The organism is Paenibacillus sp. JT22N7 (genome assembly GCF_059383875.1).
In genome coordinates this window covers 212,156-229,932 of the sequence record NZ_JBXENY010000007.1, presented here as the reverse complement: position 1 = coordinate 229,932, position 17,777 = coordinate 212,156, and the positions used below count along the sequence as shown (strand labels likewise).

Genomic DNA, 17,777 nt, shown 5'->3' with positions numbered 1-17,777 from the left:
ATAGTTCTCATAAAAAAGGTCGTTATGGGCCAAAGATACATACAGGGAGGGTTTTTCAATGTTATTCAAGTTACAAATCAATTGGCAGGCGCGCGCGGTACTGGTGCTGCTGCTGATGCTCGTCGTATCAGGCTGCGGAGCTGCGGCAAATGGATCTGGCGGTGCATCGTCAGGGCAGAACAGCTCTAGCCCAGCTGCGGTAGAAAGTGAGCAGCCAACCGCTGAAGCAAATGCAGCAGAATCGACAGAAAACCGTACTTTCAAGCATGCGATGGGAGAAACAGTCGTTGCGCCTAATCCGCAGAAGGTTGTCGTATTGGATAATGGCGCACTCGATAATATGCTCGCACTTGGCGTGAAGCCGGTTGGCGCGCCATCGATTATTTCTGTAGATGACGGTTTTGCGACCTATTTGACGGGAACAGAAGGCATTGCGAATATCGGAACGGTAGAGCAGCCAAGCTTGGAGACGATTGCCTCGTTGAAGCCCGATGTCATAATAGGCATTAAAGATACGCAGGAGGCCATCTATGAGCAGCTATCGCAAATTGCGCCAACCGTATTTACTGAGGTAGGCGGCGCACAATGGGAGGCGAACCTGGCTTTGCATGCAGCTATAGTTGGCAAAGAAGCAGAGGGCAAGAAGCTGATTGAGCAGCTGGATGCGCATATCGCAGATCTTCATGCGAAGCTTGGCGACAGCTTGAATACGACGGAGGTTTCGCTGCTTCGTCCAAGGAAAGACCGCGTTTCCGTTTATTTGAAGCCTTCGTTTACTGGAGGTGTAGTAGAGCGTGCTGGCATTAAGCGTCCAGCTGTACAAAGCGGGGATGACGATTTTAACTTTAATGCGACAGAGGAGCAAATTGCCGATCTGGATGGCGATGCCATCATTTTGTTCGGACGCGAAAGCGAGCAGGACTATTTTGAACAAAAAATTAAAAGCAATCCGCTGTGGAATACGCTTGAAGGTGTGAAAAATGATCGCGTCTACGTAGCTAGCTGGGAGGTTTGGCTGAGCGGACATGGCATACAGGCCGTCAATATCATGATTGATGATTTGGCTAAGTTCTTAGTCAAAGCGTAACTAGCGCTAGCGTTTAGTGTAGTAGAAGCGTGGTGAGTAGGCAGAGTGTCCCTGTTCAGGCAGAGCTGGGCGCTCTGCTGCCACGCTTTTAGGGAGGAACAGATTTGAACATTCGGCTTACGGGCATTGTGCTCGGTTTTGTATTTGTCATCTTAGGCCTTGCTGCCAGCATTGCTGTAGGAAAATCAATGGTTCCGCTTCATACGGTCATCGAAGCTTTTACTTCTTTTGACGGCTCAAGGGAGCATCTGATCATTCGTTCGGTCCGGGTTCCGCGCGCCCTAATGGCGATGATGGTCGGTGCATCGCTCGGCATGGCGGGAAGCATTATGCAGGCGATTAGCCGCAATCCGCTGGCGGGCCCCGAGATGCTCGGAAGCAACTATGGAGCGGCGCTGCTGCTCGTCATTTCTATGTTTGTATTTGGCTTTACGTCTTCGCTCATCCATATGTGGGCGGCACTGCTCGGGGCTGGGCTTGCCTGTCTCGTCGTATTTATGCTTGGCTCGCTGGGTAGGGGAGGCCTGACGTCCATTAAGCTGATTTTGGCTGGTGCCACTATCAATATGCTGCTTGCTTCCATGGTGCAAGGCATTCTAATTTTCAGCGAGGAGTCGCTGGATGAAATGCGCTTCTGGATGGCGGGTTCATTAACCGGCGGCAGTATGGAAATGTTCGTACGCGTGCTGCCGTACATGATGGTCGGGATAGCAGGGGCTCTGGCGCTCAGCCGGCAAATTAATTTGCTGAGTCTAGGTGATGAGGTTGCCCATGGGCTGGGGCTGAAAGTCGGGCTAATGAAAACGGCGTCCCTGTTCATTGTCATGTGCCTTATGGGAGGCTCTGTGGCTATTGCTGGGCCAATCGGCTTCATTGGCCTTGCGGTACCGCATATCGTCAGGTTTATGGTCGGACTGGACTATCGCTGGATCATCCCTTATTCTGCGCTGTTTGGAGCAGGCTTGCTGCTGCTGGCGGATATCGCCGCCCGCTTTATTTTTCCCTATCAGGAGCTTCCGGCAGGTGTAGTGACGGCGATGGCAGGCGCTCCCTTCCTCATTTATTTGGCCCAAAGGAGGGAGAAACGATAATGTCCCGTTTCACTTTATCCGCATCTGCCCGTTTGTGGCCCGTTATTGTTGTCCTTATTGCTGCTAATTTTATCGTGCTCTCCATGAGCATTATGATCGGCGAATACCCTGTTCCGCTATCTCAGGCATGGAAAACAGTCATTGGCATCGGCGAGCCTGAATATGAGTTTGTTGTCAATCAGCTGCGGTTTCCAAGGTCGCTGGTAGCTTTTTTGGTCGGCTGCGGTCTGGCGCTTTCGGGCGCGATTTTGCAAGGGATTACCCGCAATCCGCTAGCCGCTCCAGGCGTCATTGGCATTAACGGTGGTGCTGCTCTTATGGCCGTTACCGCCATTATCGCACTGCCGTCAGTGCCGATTGCGCTGCTGCCCTTTATTGCGTTTAGCGGGGCGCTGGGTGCTGCTGCGCTTACCTATTTTCTCGCTTGGCGCCGTGGCGCAGCTCCGATGCGGCTGCTGCTTGTCGGTGTGGGGGTGGGCGCGGCCTCACACGCGTATATTACCTTTTGGATGACGACGCGTCACGTTCAAAACATCAAGCAGGCGATGATCTGGCTGATGGGAAGCACATATGGCAGAACGTGGGATCATTTTTGGCCGCTGCTTCCATGGCTGCTCGTGTTGTTTCCGGCAGCGCTTCTTATGTCGCGGACTTTGGACATTTTGAAGCTTGGCGATGAGCTATCGATCGGGCTTGGCAGCGCGGTCGAGCGTTCACGCGGCCTTTTATTGCTCATTAGCGTAAGCTTGGCAGGCGCTTCTGTCGCGATGGCCGGAACGATTGGATTTATTGGTTTGATGGGACCGCATATTGCGAGGCAATTGGTTGGCCAGACGAGCCGCAGATTGCTGAGCGTATCGGCTTTAGTTGGCGGCTTAATCGTGATGTCTGCCGACCTGCTGGGACGTGCGCTGCTGCCGCCTATTGAAATTCCTACAGGCATTATAACGACAGCTATCGGAGCGCCTTATTTAATTTATTTGCTGTACCGCAATCGCAATCGTCCCTAACAGGACATAAAGGAGGAGATAACGATGCATACGGACAGGTCCGCTTTGCCGAATACGGTATCGCAAATCATAAAGGAAAGGCGTACGGTGAGGGTTTTCAAGGATGATGCTGTATCCGTGGAGACGCTGACGGAGCTGCTCGATGTCGCCGTCTGGGCCCCTAATCACAATTTGCGCGAGCCTTGGCGTTTTATCGTATATGAAGGGGAGGGGCGCAAAATTTTCGCCGATGCGGTGCTTTCTACCTTCTCGCCGGAGGAGCTGGCGAAATATGGCGAGCACCGGATGAAGGAATACATGCATACCCCGCTGCATTTAATGGTCGTGCTGAAGGAGGATCCCCGTCAAAAGCAGTGGGATGAGGATTTTTCGGCCGTATGCTGTCTCATTCAAAATCTTCAGCTTGCTGCATGGGAGCAGGGAATTGGCATGGTGTGGAAGTCGAATCCTTATATGTATAATCCTAAATTTCGCGATGAGTCTGGGGTGGGCGTGCGGCCGGGTGAGAAAATTGTCGCCGTGCTCCACATTGGCTATCCGCGGGTTATTCCCAATGCCGCTCCACGCACATCAGCACGAGAGCTTCTTACAATTGTTAACAAATAATTAATGCTAATTGTTGTTTAAATTTGTATTAAATTCAATGACTCTTGGAATCTAATGATTCTAAGAGTTTTTTAATAATTTTAATTTAGAAAAATAGGGCAAAAATATACATGGATTAACTTTAAGTATTTCGATAAAATCGTAAATGAAAATCGTTATCAATTTCAGAACGCAGAGTCGCCATCCTGTTCCAGGGTGACCCTATATCCTTTTGAGGAGTGGTAGAAGATGAGTTATGGCAAAAAGAAAATGCATTTGAACTTGTTTCTGCGCAATACAGGTCATCACGAAGCGTCATGGCGCCATCCGGGCAGCGACCCGAATGGGGTGACGGATATCGACTATTATATAAAATTGGCGAAAATTGCCGAAGACGGCAAGCTGGATTCGTTATTTCTCGCCGATTCCTACGGTCTGCCGCCGACGATGCAGTTTTTGGTGCAGCAGGCGCTGGAGCCGTTCACGCTGCTGTCGGCGCTGGCGATCGCGACAAGCCGCATCGGGTTGATCGGAACGGCTTCTACAACTTATAACGAGCCCTTTCATGTAGCCCGCAAATTTAATTCGCTGGATCATATTAGCCGGGGGCGGGCGGGCTTTAACATTGTCACCTCGACGGGCAATGCGACGGCCTTCAACTTTGGCGCTGCTCCGCTGCCGGAGCATACCGACCGTTATGAGCGGGCTGGCGAGTTTATGGAGGTGGCGAAAGGGCTGTGGGACAGCTGGGAGGAGGACGCGGTCGTTGCCGATAAGGAGCAGGGACTTTATGTGGACCCAGACAAGCTGCATGAAATCAACCATGTCGGCCGCTATTTCCATGTGAAGGGCCCGCTGAATTTGCCAAGGTCGCCTCAAGGACATCCCGTGCTGGTGCAAGCGGGAGCATCGGATACCGGCAGAGAGTTTGCCTCTCGTATGGCGGAGGCTGTTTTTACCGCACAAAATACGCTTGAGGATGGACGGAGCTTCTATGCGGATGTGAAAGGGCGGATGGCGAAATATGGCCGCTCGCCAGAGCAGATTAAAATTTTGCCAGGCTTTTGTCCTGTCATTGGCGATACATCGGCGGAGGCGAAGGAGAAGGAGCGCGAGCTGAACGAGCTGACCCAGCCGGAATACGGGGTGTACCGTTTATCTAATTTGCTCAAGATGGATTTGCGGGGTTATCCGCTGGATGGTCCGCTGCCATTCGCAGAGCTGGCGAAAAATCATGAAATCAATTCGCAAAAAGCGCGGCATCAGCTGTATCTGGAGCTGGCGCAGCGGGAAAACCTGACGATCCGTCAGCTTATTTTGCGGACAGCAACGTCGCGCGGGCATTATTCAATGTCTGGCACGCCGATTGAAATTGCCGACGAGATGGAGCGCTGGATTGAGCAGGGGGCAGCCGATGGCTTTAATTTGATGCCTCCCTATTTCCCAAGCGGGCTTGAGGAATTTGCCTTGAAGGTAATTCCCGAGCTGCAAAATCGCGGCTTGTTCCGTACCGATTATGAAGGCACGACGCTGAGGGAGCATTACGGGCTGGAGCGGCCAGAGCGTTCCTCGTCCAGGCAGTCGGTCATTTCCGCCCAATAGATGGGCAAGTGGAAGGGGAGGAAAGAATGAAGGCGACCGACAGGCAGCTTCACCTGAATGTGTTTCTTATGGGCAACGGCCATCATGAGGCCGCTTGGCGGCTGCCGGGCAGCCGCCCGCAGGATGTAACGAATGCAAGCTATTACGTCAAGCTGCTGCAAACGGCGGAGCGCGGCAAGCTGGATTCCTTATTTTTGGCTGATTCGTATGCGCTGCCCCCGACTATTCGCTACAAGGTACTGCAAAGCTTGGAGCCGTTTACGCTGCTTTCTGCGCTTGCTATGCTGACTAGTCGGATTGGATTAATCGGTACGGCCTCTACGACTTATAGCCATCCATATCATGTAGCGCGGCAGTTTGCTTCGCTTGATTTTATTAGCGGTGGCCGTGCCGCTTGGAACATTGTGACGTCAACCAATGATGCAACTGCCCACAACTTTGCTGATGAGAAGCTTCCGGAGCATGGGGAGCGCTATAAGCGCGCTGCCGAGTTTTTGGAAGTAGTGCAGCGGCTGTGGGACAGCTGGGAGGATGATGCGCTTGTGCAGGATAAGGCGAGCGGCATTTATGCCGATCCCGGAAGCATACATGAGATACGCCATGAAGGCAGCTATTTTTCGGTGCGGGGCGCACTGAATTTGCCGAGGCCCCCCCAAGGGCAGCCCGTGCGGGTACAGGCCGGCGCTTCGGAGACGGGCAAGGAATTTGCCGCGCATGCTGCGGAAGTTGTGTTTACGGCGCAAAACAGCTTTGCGGACGGCTGCCTCTTTTATTCGGATCTGAAATCGCGGATGAAGAAATATGGAAGGCAGCAAGATGAGCTGAAAATATTGCCGGGCTTTTGCCCAATTATCGGCGATACGGAAGCTGAGGCTAGAGACCGGGAGGCAGCGCTCCATGACCACATTCAATTTGATTATGGCCTGCTGCGCCTGTCCAATTTGTTCAGCACCGATATGACCGGGTTCGAGCTGGATGAACCGGTACCCGTCGATTTTCTGGCGCAGCAAAGCGAAGTGAATGGCCACCGCGGGCGCTACCAGCTTTATGTGGAGCTTGCCCGCCGGGAAAAGCTGACGATGCGCCAGTTGATTGTTAAAACAGCCGCCTCGCGGGGGCATTATTCGATGGTGGGCACGCCGGTGCAAATTGCCGACGAAATGGAAAAATGGTGGCGCGGCGGCGCGGCAGATGGCTTTAATGTCATGCCTCCGTATTTGCCGGAGGGCCTTGAGCTGTTCGTGGACAAGGTGGTGCCGGAGCTGCAAAACCGCGGTATTTTTCGCAGTGAATATACAGGAACCACTTTAAGGGAGCATTATGGCCTGCAGCGCCCTGCCAGCATCTATGGGCAGACGAGGCCATTGGCAGCCAAGAAATAACGGCAATGATGCCTTATCATGCTATGTCGAAAGGAATGAAGTAATGATTTCAGCTAAGCGGAGCATGCATATCAATTTATTTCTGATGAACACGGGACATCACGAGGCATCTTGGCGCCATCCAGCAACGGATCCGCACCGCATTACCGATTTGAATTATTATCGCGAGCTTGGACGAATTGCAGAACGCGGCAAGCTGGATTCGCTGTTTCTCGCGGACACGTTAGTGCTGCCTCCGACTGTTGAGCATAAAGTGCTGCATGGACTGGAGCCGTTCACTCTGCTGTCAGCCATCGCCGCCGTTACCGATAAGATTGGGCTGATTGGCACAGCCTCAACCACCTTTAACGAGCCCTTTCATATTGCGCGCAAATTCGCCTCGCTGGACTGGTTAAGCGCTGGACGCGCTGGCTGGAACATTGTGACGACGGCAAGCGAAAGCGCAGCTTATAACTTTACGGATGAGGCTTTGCCGCCACATGACGAGCGCTACCGCAAGGCAAGCGAGTTCGTTGAGGTGGTGAAGGCGCTTTGGGACAGCTGGGAGGATGATGCGCTCGTTGCCGATAAGGCAAGCGGCTTATACGCCAATATGGCGAAAATCCATCCGCTTAATCATAAAGGCGAACATTTCGCGGTGCGCGGCCCGCTTAACATGCCGCGCTCCCCTCAAGGGCATCCGCTGCTCGTACAGGCGGGGTCATCCGAGGATGGCAAATCGTTCGCTGCGAGGGTGGCGGAAGCGGTATTCACTGCGCAGCCTACCTTCGAGAGCGGACAGGCTTTCTACGCAGACATCAAATCGCGTATGCAGCCGTTTGGGCGGAGCCCGGACGAGCTGTGCATTTTACCGGGTTTCTTCCCGGTTATCGGAGATACGCTAGCTGAGGCGCAGGACAAGCAGCGTGAGCTGGATGAATTGACGATTGTTGCGTACGGGTTGAAAAGATTGTCGACACTGTTCAAGATCGATTTGACAGATTGTCCGCTCGATGAGCCAGTACCGCTCCATCTGCTGCCGCGTCATGAGGAAATCAACGGCAACCGAGGGCGCTTTGAGCTTGTTGAAGGCATGGCCCGCAAGGAAAAGCTGACGCTCAGGCAGTTGATTATGCGCACAGCAGGATCGCGTGGACATGCATCGCTTACGGGTACGCCGCTGCAAATCGCAGATGAGCTTGAGCGTTGGTTTGTCGGCAGGGCGGCGGACGGATTTAATTTGATGCCTTCGCATATGCCGGATGGGCTGAGCGATTTCGTCGACAAGGTTATACCCGAGCTGCAAAATAGAGGCTTGTTCCGTACCGAATATACGGGAAATACGTTAAGAGAGCATTACGGGTTCAGCCGTCCAGCTGGCCGGCATAAGGTGGAGGCTCACATATGATGGGCGGCGGGAGCGAGAAGAGACAGCTGTACATGACCGTTGCAATAGATGGCCTGGATTACTTGGATTGCGTACAACTGGCGGAGGCGGCAGAGCGTGCTTGTCTGCACGCAATCCTTGTGCCTGACAGCAGCATGAGCCCGACGCCTCAGGAAGCAACTGGGCTTGTCGGTCAACGGGCCTCGGCTAATGGGTATGCCGCGTCTTCTGCCGTGCTGGAGCCGTTTACTTTGCTGGCCGCCTTGTCGGCTTCCACGAGTACAATTGGCCTCATTGCGGAAATTCATACCGCCTTCCATGAGCCCTTTCACGCGGCGCGCAAGCTGGCTGCCCTGGATTATATGAGCAGCGGCAGAGCAGGCTGTCTTGTGCTGCCGGGGCAGGAAAATGCGGCTGCAAATTTCGCTCGAACCGATAAGCAGCAAATGCGGCTGCCCTGCTACGAGGCTGCCGCCGCTGCGGAGTTTGGTGAAGCTTTGCGACAATTGTGGGACAGCTGGGATGATGACGCGCTTATGTATGATAAGCAGGCAGGGCTGCAATTTGATGAAGCGAAGGTGCGCGAGGTTCATTATACAGGACGCTATTACAGTACGCGTGGCCCGCTGAATATTGCTCGTCCCCCGCAAGGCTATCCGCCGCTAGTAGCTCGGATCAGGGAGCAGGCAGACAAGCAGCCAGATATGCTGGCAGCAGCCAGTGGGGCAGACGTCATCATTATTGAGCCGCAGTCGCTGGAGGAGGCGGCCAAGCTGGCATGCGAGCTGCGAGAGCTGATGCGTCAGCAGGGAAGGCAGCCGGAGCAATGCCGGATTTTGGCCAGTGTAATGCCGGTTGTACATAGCAGCGCCAACCGTGCGGAATGTTCGCTGCAAATGGGCGGCGGCTGCGAAGGCCGGGCAACAGAAGATGAGTTTTCCCGTGAGGGAAACGCACAGCAATTAGCAGATTGGATGCGGAAGTGGCAGCTTTCAGGCGCAGTTGACGGTTTTCATATGGAGCTGCCGCCGCATGCTGCGCTTGACAGCTTCAGGTATGTTGAAGAGCGGATCATTCCAGAGCTGCAGAGAAGAGGGGTATTTCGCCAGGCAGCGATTGATGGCGGGACGCTGCGGGACCAACTGGCGCTTCCAAGGCCGATCAATTCATTTCACGCCGTGCGGTAAAGGGGGAAGTTGCAACTGAATGAGGACAATCGCAAAATACGCTTAAATGTATTTATACATGGAACGGGTCATCATGAAGCAGCTTGGCGGCATCCTGGGATGCAGCCCCGCCAGACGCTGGATATCGGCTATTACCGCCATTTGGCAGAGGTGGCCGAGCGCGGGCTGATGGATTCTATTTTTGTCAGCGATGCCTATTTCGGAAAGATCAATAAGCTGGAAGCGACTACACTGCTAGGAGCGCTAGCTGCTGCTACAAGACATATCGGCCTCATTGCTACCGTTGGGACGACCTACTATGAGCCATATCATCTTTCCCGGCAAGCGGCAACGCTTGATCATATTAGCGGCGGCAGAGCAGGCTGGAATATTGTGACGGGAAGCGCCGATGAGACGGCCTTTAATTTTGGCCGAGCAGCCCATCCCGAGCATGCACAGCGCTACCAATTAGCGAAGGAATTTGTTGAGGTTGCAAAGCAGCTGTGGGATAGCATGGAGGAGGAAGGAGCCGCTGTTCATGCTGCTGGCAGCACTAACGGTGTTGGGGCTGCTCGACATTATGCGGTGAAAGGGCCGCTCCATGCTCCTCGTCTGCCGCAGGGCTATCCGGTGCTCGTCCAAGCGGGCTCCTCGGAAAGCGGCAAAGCGATGGGCGCGGAAATAGCCGACGTTATTTTTACAGCCCAGCAAACCTTTGAAGCAGCTCGTATTTTTTATACAGACGTCAAAGGCCGTCTTCCGGCTTACGGAAGAAAGGCTGGCGAGCTGTTGATCATGCCTGGGCTATGTCCGATCGTAGCGGATACGGTTGGGGAAGCCCGGGAGCTCGAAGAAGAGCTGAATCAGCTCGTTCATATGGAGGATGCGCTGAGGCGATTATCGCGGCGCTTTGCCGCAGATTTGTCCTCGTATCCGCTCGATGGCCCGGTACCGCTGCATTTGGCAAAATCGCTTGGCGAAATTAATTCGCTGAAAAGCCGTCAATCGCTGCTGCTTGAGCTTATCGAAGAGGAGCGGATGACGATTCGCCAGTTTGTTCACCGCTTTGCGAATGGGCGCGGCCACTATGCTTTTACGGGAACGGCGGTACAGCTTGCCGATGAAATGGAAAAATGGTTTCACGGCGGAGCGGCGGATGGCTTTAATGTGATGCCGCAAATTTTTCCGAGCGGGCTGGAAGCTTTTGTGGGAAAAGTCATTCCTGAGCTGCAAAATAGAGGGCTGTTTCGAACAGCCTATGAAGGAGCATCATTGCGTGAGCGTTTGGGGCTTAAGGCGCCAGCTCAGCACTGCAAGGTCTAAGGTTAATTAGCCAGAGGAGTGAGCGCTATGGGAGAAACATCGTTGAATGGATCGAAGAGACTGATTGAGAAGACGATACACTACATGCAAACTCATTTTCATGACAAAATCGATATGGTTACGTTATCCTCAATGGCGGGACTGACAACAAGCTCATACTCCCGGCTGTTTAAACAAACGATGAAGGAGCCGCCAATTAAATATTTAACGAGATTGCGCATCGAGCGGGCCAAGCGCCTGCTTTACCATAATGCAGGTCCGGTTAAGGAAGTATCTGCCGCAGTTGGCTATGGCGATGAATTTTATTTTAGCCGCATCTTCCACCGTATGGTGGGCATACCGCCTTCCCGTTATGGCAAGCAGAAGGATATGGGCAAGGAAGAAGGCGGCGTGATAAACGACGAGCTGTTTAAATAAAAGCAAGAAGCTGCCCCGCAGGCTAATCGCCTGAGGGGCAGCTTCTTTGCTCGGCACTTGCTCTGATTTACACTTCGTGCATATCCACGAAAGCGTCGCGGACCCGGTTCCAGAACGGGAATGGGCGATAGCGCGCAAAGCTGACCTTGCGGCTCGACACATTACAGCGTATCGATAAAATGTCGCTGCGCAAAATGCTGAGCTGGTCGATGGTCAGCAGCATCCGCTGGTTTTTCTTCGAGATGATGTCGCAGTGGTGATGCTGCGGCAGCAGCAGCGAAGAGCCCAGCGTCCGGAAAACGCGATTGTTAATGGAAGCAATTTCGGCAATTTGTATCGATGCAATGGACGGATGGACGATTGCGCCCCCGACGCTTTTATTATAGGCGGTACTGCCGGAAGGCGTCGAAATGACGATACCATCGCCACGGAACATTTCGAAAGGCTCATCATTGACATTGATTTGGGCGACGAGCGTGCCGTCTACCCCTTTAAGCGTGAACTCGTTCAGCGCCATATAATGAAATTTTCCCTCGGCCGTCTCGACCTCGATTTCCGCGAGCGGATAGCGGACGATGCTGAGCTCCTTCTCGGCCATTAGAGCGACGAGCTCAGGCAGCTCATTTTTTTGCCAGTCGGCATAAAAGCCCAAATGTCCGGTATGCACCCCTACAAAGGCAACATCCATAATGCGATCAACATATTTGTGAAAAGCTTGCAGCAGCGTACCGTCTCCACCGATGGATACGACAATTTCAGGTGCGTCGTCATTTCGAGTGAAGCCGCGCTCCGCCGCCAGTGTATGGAACTGTTCCGCCAGTGACTGGGATATGGAATCGCCTCTGTCGATAACGGCATATTTCAAGGAATGCAGCCCCTTTTCAAATCTTCTGGTTACGTTCCCTTAAATGATATCGGAATACAGCCGTAAATTCAATGCGAGAAGCACATTTCATCCGATAAATCTGGGTATTAGGGCCCGAGCCAGCCCCATAACGCATAAACGAGCCCAAATGCGATAAAACCGTGCAGCAGCCTTGCGAGCATAAGCGGCTTGTAGCGCATATCGGTTTTGCTGACGAGGCTGGCCACCTGGGCGTGGACGGACAAACCTCCCCATGACAGCACCCATGCTGCGATTGCCGTTTGATGGAGCAGACCTGTGCCGGCTTCACCAGCGGCGCGGGCGCCAAGGGTTACTTCGAACAGGCCGAAAATGGCGGCATCGGCGAGTGCTGCCGGAAGCCCGAACAGCTCAAACAGCTGCCGCAGCATGGCAGCAAGCATGGTGATCAGGCCCGCTGACGTCAGCATTTCCATAATGACGGAGAAAAAAACAACGAGGCCGCCGACGACGATCATTAGCCGCAGCGCAGACTGAATTGCCTCTTGCAGCAGCTGGCCGAGGCCCCGTCCATCGAGCAGCCGAGCCTCGTGCATCGCCTTCAGAGCGTCCGCAAGGCGCGAACGGCGCAGCGAGCGTGAATGCTGCGAGTGTTGTGAGTGCTGTGAGTGCTGCGAGTGTTGTGAGTGCTGCGAGTGCTGCGAATGCTGCGCAAACGCTGTCGTATGCAGCGGATGCTGTACCGGGCCGGGCCTTGTGTCGAGCTCAGTCAGGCTGCTGCTGCGCCGTGCTTCGGTAATCGGGGCATGCAGATCGTGGAAGCGCATGAGCAGGCCGATGATGAGCGCACCGCCATAATGGGCGGCCGCAAGCACGGGCGCCAGAGCGACATTGTGGAAGAAGCCGACCGATACGGCGCCGATCAGGAAGATGGGGTCGGAAGTCGTCGTAAAAGCGACAAGCCGTTCTCCCTCTGTGCGGTTGATGAGCTGCTGCTCATAGAGCTTGGCTGTCAGCCTAGCCCCAACCGGATAGCCGGATATATAGCCCATCGCCACAACGAAGCTGCCAATACCGGGAAGCTTGAACAGCGGGCGCATGAGCGGGTCCAGCAGCTTGCCGAAAAAATGGACGATGCCAAAGCCAAGCAGCAGCTCGGAAATGACGAAGAAGGGGAAAAGGGCAGGAAACAGCACCTGCCACCATATCGATAAGCCTCGCAGGGCAGATTCCAGCGCTTCATTCGGAAATACGGCCATTAGCAGGGTGAGGAACACAGCAGCTAATCCTGTTAAGGCAGCGGGATGCGAGAGCGTGCGCAGCATGGTCAAGACCTCCCCTCAAAATGACGCTTCACAGTCAAAGGGACTTGTCCCGGAAAATAGGCAAGCAGCCCGTAGATCTGGCAGAAGTCCTTTTATCATCTTTATGCAGAAACTAGGACATCCATCACTTGCAAAGGAGGAAAAGCCTATAAAAATATTTTTGGTCCCGGAAAGAAAACGCTTGCAAAAAGGGTAGACGCGGGATTATTTTATGGTACAATGGAATTACCTTTGAATGCTTGGAGTGATGAGAATGAGTATAATCGCTGGCATCCTCGTCTGCGCTTTCGTCTATGTAATTAGGGAATCGCTTACAGCACCAGGAGAAGAGGACTACGAAGGCTACCACTAAATTAAACCTAATCCTTTTACAAAGCCCGCATAGGTATATGCGGGCCTTTTTTCATATAAAGGATTGTACATCTATGTGCTGGAGCCAAACTATGAAGGCTGTGTGGGTGCCGATCCAAGCAGGCTTATTCCAAATAACGTTCAACTTCAAGCGACGCAAGCAGCAAGGGGCCTATACCCATATAATGGTCAGATACGACCGCTTCAGAAATGTAATACTCGAAGGAGCCATTGCGATCTTTGCTGAGCCCCGCGCCATGGCAAATTTGATGTAGGTGGACGCCTTGGCTATCCTCCGTGACCAAATGGCGGATAATCCCTTCGTACCCTTTCAGCATGGCACCGCGTAAGCCGGACTCCAAATAACGTAGACGCAAGCCTTTAGCCATCGCGTAGACGAACATGATCGAACCTGTCGCCTCCAAATAATTGCCTTTCCGCTTTCCTTGATCAAGCACCTGATACCATAAGCCGCTGTCTTTATCCTGCACGTCAACAAGCGCAAGGCACATCCGCTGAAAAATGCCGATAAGCGTACCGCGTTTCGGGTGATCAATCGGGAAATGCTCCAGACAATCGACCAAAGCCATCGCATACCAGCCCATCGCCCGGCTCCAAAAATGCGAAGACAGGCCGGTATGCGAGTCTGCCCATTCCTGCTCCCCGGATTCATCCCAGCCATGATACAGCAGCCCCGTGCGCTTGTCGCGGGTTTTACGCTCGACAAGCAGCAGTTGATGCGCGACCTCATCGAGCAGCTCCGGACGTTCAAACACTTTCGCATATTCCGCCAGAAAAGGGGAAGCCATATACAGCCCATCAAGCCACATTTGGAATGGGTACACTTTTTTATGCCAGAAGCCGCCCTCGGAGGTGCGGGGCTGACTAATCAATTGAGCAGCCAGTGTATCGGCGGCTTTCGAATAGCGTTTTTCACCCGTGTTCTCATATTGAAAAAATAAATTTTTGCCCTGATTGATCTGATCCAGGTTGTATTCCTCCAGCGTATAGGAGCGTATCGTTCCGTCTTCTGCAATATAGTGATCCATATGGAGCTGCATGAAATGATAATATCGTTTATCGTTCAGTTGAATGCCCGCACGGGCCATCGCCATCAGCAGCATGCCGGGAACATAGGCCCAACGCTCCATTGGATAATGGTGCAAGCCGTCCGAGCCGCATTGGCTCATGATGGTATCAGCTATTTTACCCGCCCATCCTGTCAAATGAACCTGTTGTTGCTCCGTCATCGTAACGATCCCCTCCTGCAATTGTCGTTTGCTCCAGCAGCTGAGTTCGAAGCCAGGCGTAAGCAGCTTCTCCGTGAATTTCATGTCCTCCATCAAAAAAGACAGCTTGCACAGCATCTGGCGCCCCGGCGGCGCTATATATGCTGCCCAGCTCGGCGTATGCCTGCCGTGCAGACTGCTGCGGGAATAAGTGGTCAACAGCCCCTGCTTCCAGAAAAAGGCCTCGCGGCGCAATGAGTCCGAGCAGCTCAGGCATTTCCGCTTCCAGCAGCACGCCCGGAATATAATTGTCCAGGCAGTGATTGCGTGCCAAAATGCTGCCTTCAAACAAGCTTGCATAACCGCTGACTACGGCGCAGCGGATTCTGTCGTCCAAAGCGGCCGTAAAGCCCGCAACAAGACCGCCGCCGGAAATGCCCATGATTGCGATGTTATTGGATTCCACATCGCTGCGTTCCTGCAAATAATCAATGACTCTCGAAGTCTCATAGACGCGCAAGCCTGCAAGTGTGCGCCCCGTAAGCAGCAAATGCACAGCTAGCATGAAGCAGGAGTTTTTTGCAGGCGAGTCTGCGGCCTTATCCTCATCCAGCCTGCGGTCGCCGAAGCCGAGCAGCTCAGGAGCTGCGACCACATACCCTTCTTTTACAAGCGCTATGGCAAAATCTTTATGCAAGCCCGAAGCGCCGGAGCGTTCCGAGCCATCTGGATCAAGCCCGACGATTTCCCGGCTGCCGTATCCGTGGCCGTGGCAGGCAATGACAGCCGGAGCGGGCTGCGCCGCGGGATTATCCGGCAGCAGCACATACATGGCCATCCGCAGCCCGTCCGTCGTGGCGATTTCCACACGCTCCCGTATATAGCCTTCGCATTGCGTTCGTTCCAACAAGCGCGGCTCCAGAGGCTGATGCTCGTTCAGAGCATAATGGCCAAGCAGTTGTCCAAACGAAGCCCTAACCGTTTCCCGGCGCTGCTCGGGATTCGCAGCAGCACGGGCGGACTGTCTATTAGCAGCTGCCTGCTGGACAAGCGATTGCAAATATTGCTCAAGCTTTAAGGACATGCTGTTGCCCTCCCTCTTTAATCGTCCTATTGATCAGTAGCCTTCGGGATGCCAGCCATCAAGGATGGCAATGATGCGATAGTTGGCCGCTTCGTCTGCTTCAAGCTGCCTGGACCAAGAAACGCGCGCTCCCGCAGCTGCTCCTTCTCCAAAGCTGCCAAACTCTTCATAGCGGCTTGTAGCTTCACGATCCGGCTGCCCCCAGTTATGCCAGCCTTCAGGTGTGATCGAGCCGTCTATCGATGTGCGGATGAATGCAACATGGGCATAGGGCCGCCATGGCCTGCCTAAATAAACATCCACAACTCCTTCGGCTCCGGTAATTTTGCAATCGAGGAATACATAGCCGAACGCGGCATCCTCGGGTGTCGAGGCGGCCGTAATATAGCCTCGGGAGCGTTTGTTATGCAAGTGGCAGCTTTCAAATACAGCCGTCGCTGCCCCGAAAATATAATCGACATCGCCCTCAATGTAACACTCGCTATAATATTGCTTGCCTTTGCCCGTATAGAGCGTATCCTGATCGCCCAGCAGCCTGACGCGGCGGAATACAGCTTGATCGGCATCGACGAACGCGGCTACAGCCTGGCCTGTGCCGGGCCCCGAGGCGTTGCGAATCGTCACATTTTCCGCTGTGAATGCTTCTGCCCATACATTTAAAGTGCCTGAACGAAACGTTCCGAGCGGCTCCCCGTCCGGTCCCAGCGTATGGGCATTGTCTGACCAAGTAATAATCGTTTTCTCGCTGTCTTCCCCGAGCAGCAGTATAGGCGGGGCAGAGGCTGGAATCGTGATCTTTTCCTCATAAATTCCCGGCCTGATGCGAATCGTGACCGCTTCGGCACATTCCGCCGGAATAGAGTCAATGGCCGCCTGCAAGCGGCTGTAATCAGCATGGTCTTCTTTGGATACGGTAATCAGCATAGCGAGCGCTCCTTTCAAATAAGCGAAGTTTTATCTATAATGGGAGGTATTATTGTGAACCTTGTTTCCATACGGAGGAATGCCCATGACCGCGTCTGCGTCCGATAGCCTCAATCCGAAATATCATATGGAAGACGGCAAGCTGAGCATTCAGCATATGAAGCGCAAAGGCGCCACCGCGATGCCTCGTCCACACAGCCATGCCTCGGTCGAGCTGTACTACCTGCTGGATGGCGAGCGTGTCTATTTTGTGGACGGACAGGTGGTTACCGTGCATAAAGGCGAGCTTATTATGATTGCCGGGCATGAAATTCATGCGACGGCCAGCTCCGAGGTAGCGGAATTTGAGCGAATCCTCATTAATTATGACCCTGTCATTTTGCCGCAAGCATTGCAAAAGCTGGAGCTGCTGCTTCATGGACGAGGGTTTCGCGTCTTCCCGCTTTCGCTGCGCGAGCAGGGGGAAACGGAACGCCTCCTTAACAAAATGCTGGATGAAAGCCGGCAGGAAAAGCCTTTTTACGAATCCTATTGCCTATCCTTGCTGGCGGAGCTGATCATTTTGCTAGGCCGCTTCGAGAATACGGCAAGCCGGTCAAATCCTTCTCGTTACTCGCTGCATCATAAAGTGTCTGAAATCGCGACTTACGTGCGTGAGCATTATCGTGAAGCCGTGACGCTGGAGGATACGGCGAAGCATTTTTATTTGAGCAGCTCCTATCTCAGTCGAATTTTTCATAAGCTTACCGGCTTCCGCTTTCGGGAATACATCATTCACATCCGGGTTCGTGAAGCGCAGCAGCTGCTTGGCGGTTCCCGCCAGAAAATTCAGGAAATCGCGTTAGCTGTAGGCTTCGAGCATTTATCCCATTTCAATAAGACGTTTAAAAAAGCGACCGGCCTCACGCCGATGGAGTACCGCAAGCAGGCAAAAAACGGACAAGCTCCGCCGCATCAGCCTTTTTAAGGGAGGTGCTTCGCCTGCGAGCCT

At 53.5% G+C, this 17,777-nt stretch carries 16 protein-coding genes; 11 read left to right on the top strand and 5 right to left on the bottom strand.

Annotated features, from left to right (window positions below):
• The first annotated feature begins 58 nt into the window (after positions 1-58).
• From AC50Y5_RS19925 to AC50Y5_RS19880, 10 genes are all read left to right on the top strand, one after another.
• Positions 59-1,087: an ABC transporter substrate-binding protein gene (locus AC50Y5_RS19925; RefSeq protein WP_494863192.1), complete on the top strand. Its 1,029-nt coding sequence runs from the start codon at positions 59-61 to the stop codon at positions 1,085-1,087.
• Between the two features lie 104 nt (positions 1,088-1,191).
• Complete coding sequence (locus tag AC50Y5_RS19920) at positions 1,192-2,178, top strand: FecCD family ABC transporter permease (RefSeq protein ID WP_056041227.1); 987 nt, start codon at positions 1,192-1,194, stop codon at positions 2,176-2,178.
• The gene (locus tag AC50Y5_RS19915; RefSeq protein ID WP_056041229.1) at positions 2,178-3,188 is read left to right on the top strand and encodes a FecCD family ABC transporter permease; all 1,011 of its coding nucleotides are present in this window, start codon (positions 2,178-2,180) and stop codon (positions 3,186-3,188) included. Before AC50Y5_RS19920 ends, AC50Y5_RS19915 begins: the two co-directional genes overlap by 1 nt.
• A 24-nt stretch (positions 3,189-3,212) precedes the next feature.
• Positions 3,213-3,794, top strand: a complete 582-nt coding sequence (locus AC50Y5_RS19910; protein WP_056041230.1) for a nitroreductase family protein — start codon at positions 3,213-3,215, stop codon at positions 3,792-3,794.
• Positions 3,795-4,022: 228 nt separating this feature from the next.
• Complete coding sequence (locus AC50Y5_RS19905; RefSeq protein ID WP_056041232.1) at positions 4,023-5,375, top strand: LLM class flavin-dependent oxidoreductase; 1,353 nt, start codon at positions 4,023-4,025, stop codon at positions 5,373-5,375.
• 26 nt (positions 5,376-5,401) lie between these two features.
• Positions 5,402-6,757, top strand: a complete 1,356-nt coding sequence (locus AC50Y5_RS19900; RefSeq protein ID WP_056041233.1) for an LLM class flavin-dependent oxidoreductase — start codon at positions 5,402-5,404, stop codon at positions 6,755-6,757.
• 43 nt (positions 6,758-6,800) lie between these two features.
• Positions 6,801-8,144 (top strand): LLM class flavin-dependent oxidoreductase, encoded by a 1,344-nt coding sequence (locus tag AC50Y5_RS19895; RefSeq protein ID WP_081419066.1) that lies wholly within the window; start codon positions 6,801-6,803, stop codon positions 8,142-8,144.
• On the top strand, positions 8,141-9,310 hold the full coding sequence (locus AC50Y5_RS19890) for an LLM class flavin-dependent oxidoreductase (RefSeq protein WP_056041235.1): 1,170 nt from the start codon (positions 8,141-8,143) through the stop codon (positions 9,308-9,310). The genes AC50Y5_RS19895 and AC50Y5_RS19890 overlap by 4 nt, the downstream gene beginning before the upstream one ends.
• Before the next feature lie 15 nt (positions 9,311-9,325).
• Positions 9,326-10,612, top strand: coding sequence for an LLM class flavin-dependent oxidoreductase (locus tag AC50Y5_RS19885; protein ID WP_494863524.1), 1,287 nt, complete (start codon positions 9,326-9,328; stop codon positions 10,610-10,612).
• A gap of 27 nt (positions 10,613-10,639) precedes the next feature.
• Positions 10,640-11,029: a helix-turn-helix domain-containing protein gene (locus tag AC50Y5_RS19880; RefSeq protein WP_056041237.1), complete on the top strand. Its 390-nt coding sequence runs from the start codon at positions 10,640-10,642 to the stop codon at positions 11,027-11,029.
• A gap of 67 nt (positions 11,030-11,096) precedes the next feature.
• Here AC50Y5_RS19880 and AC50Y5_RS19875 read toward each other — a convergent pair whose 3' ends face one another.
• From AC50Y5_RS19875 to AC50Y5_RS19855, 5 genes are all read right to left on the bottom strand, one after another.
• Positions 11,097-11,894 (bottom strand): NAD kinase, encoded by a 798-nt coding sequence (locus AC50Y5_RS19875; protein WP_056041239.1) that lies wholly within the window; start codon positions 11,892-11,894, stop codon positions 11,097-11,099.
• A gap of 107 nt (positions 11,895-12,001) precedes the next feature.
• Positions 12,002-13,198, bottom strand: coding sequence for a sporulation integral membrane protein YlbJ (ylbJ, locus tag AC50Y5_RS19870; protein ID WP_494863179.1), 1,197 nt, complete (start codon positions 13,196-13,198; stop codon positions 12,002-12,004).
• A gap of 476 nt (positions 13,199-13,674) precedes the next feature.
• A complete protein-coding gene (locus tag AC50Y5_RS19865; protein WP_494863177.1) occupies positions 13,675-14,799 on the bottom strand; it encodes a glycoside hydrolase family 88/105 protein in 1,125 nt (374 codons plus the stop codon).
• Complete coding sequence (locus AC50Y5_RS19860) at positions 14,756-15,862, bottom strand: dienelactone hydrolase family protein (protein WP_494863175.1); 1,107 nt, start codon at positions 15,860-15,862, stop codon at positions 14,756-14,758. The genes AC50Y5_RS19865 and AC50Y5_RS19860 overlap by 44 nt, the downstream gene beginning before the upstream one ends.
• A 33-nt stretch (positions 15,863-15,895) precedes the next feature.
• Positions 15,896-16,786, bottom strand: coding sequence for a pectinesterase family protein (locus tag AC50Y5_RS19855; protein WP_056041247.1), 891 nt, complete (start codon positions 16,784-16,786; stop codon positions 15,896-15,898).
• Between the two features lie 85 nt (positions 16,787-16,871).
• Between AC50Y5_RS19855 and AC50Y5_RS19850 the strand changes: the two genes are divergently transcribed.
• Entirely contained in the window at positions 16,872-17,753 is an 882-nt protein-coding gene (locus AC50Y5_RS19850; protein WP_056041249.1) for a helix-turn-helix transcriptional regulator, read from the top strand.
• Positions 17,754-17,777: the final 24 nt, after the last annotated feature.

What these genes read in the sequence shown, in the direction of transcription:
- AC50Y5_RS19880 (WP_056041237.1), top strand. Translation starts at nt 10,640, where the DNA reads ATGGGAGAAACATCGTTGAATGGATCGAAGAGACTGATTGAGAAGACG.
- AC50Y5_RS19890 (WP_056041235.1), top strand. Translation starts at nt 8,141, where the DNA reads ATGATGGGCGGCGGGAGCGAGAAGAGACAGCTGTACATGACCGTTGCA.
- AC50Y5_RS19865 (WP_494863177.1), bottom strand. Translation starts at nt 14,799, where the DNA reads ATGACGGAGCAACAACAGGTTCATTTGACAGGATGGGCGGGTAAAATA.
- AC50Y5_RS19855 (WP_056041247.1), bottom strand. Translation starts at nt 16,786, where the DNA reads ATGCTGATTACCGTATCCAAAGAAGACCATGCTGATTACAGCCGCTTG.
- AC50Y5_RS19925 (WP_494863192.1), top strand. Translation starts at nt 59, where the DNA reads ATGTTATTCAAGTTACAAATCAATTGGCAGGCGCGCGCGGTACTGGTG.
- AC50Y5_RS19860 (WP_494863175.1), bottom strand. Translation starts at nt 15,862, where the DNA reads ATGTCCTTAAAGCTTGAGCAATATTTGCAATCGCTTGTCCAGCAGGCA.
- AC50Y5_RS19850 (WP_056041249.1), top strand. Translation starts at nt 16,872, where the DNA reads ATGACCGCGTCTGCGTCCGATAGCCTCAATCCGAAATATCATATGGAA.
- AC50Y5_RS19905 (WP_056041232.1), top strand. Translation starts at nt 4,023, where the DNA reads ATGAGTTATGGCAAAAAGAAAATGCATTTGAACTTGTTTCTGCGCAAT.
- AC50Y5_RS19910 (WP_056041230.1), top strand. Translation starts at nt 3,213, where the DNA reads ATGCATACGGACAGGTCCGCTTTGCCGAATACGGTATCGCAAATCATA.
- AC50Y5_RS19915 (WP_056041229.1), top strand. Translation starts at nt 2,178, where the DNA reads ATGTCCCGTTTCACTTTATCCGCATCTGCCCGTTTGTGGCCCGTTATT.
- AC50Y5_RS19900 (WP_056041233.1), top strand. Translation starts at nt 5,402, where the DNA reads ATGAAGGCGACCGACAGGCAGCTTCACCTGAATGTGTTTCTTATGGGC.
- AC50Y5_RS19895 (WP_081419066.1), top strand. Translation starts at nt 6,801, where the DNA reads ATGATTTCAGCTAAGCGGAGCATGCATATCAATTTATTTCTGATGAAC.
- ylbJ (WP_494863179.1), bottom strand. Translation starts at nt 13,198, where the DNA reads ATGCTGCGCACGCTCTCGCATCCCGCTGCCTTAACAGGATTAGCTGCT.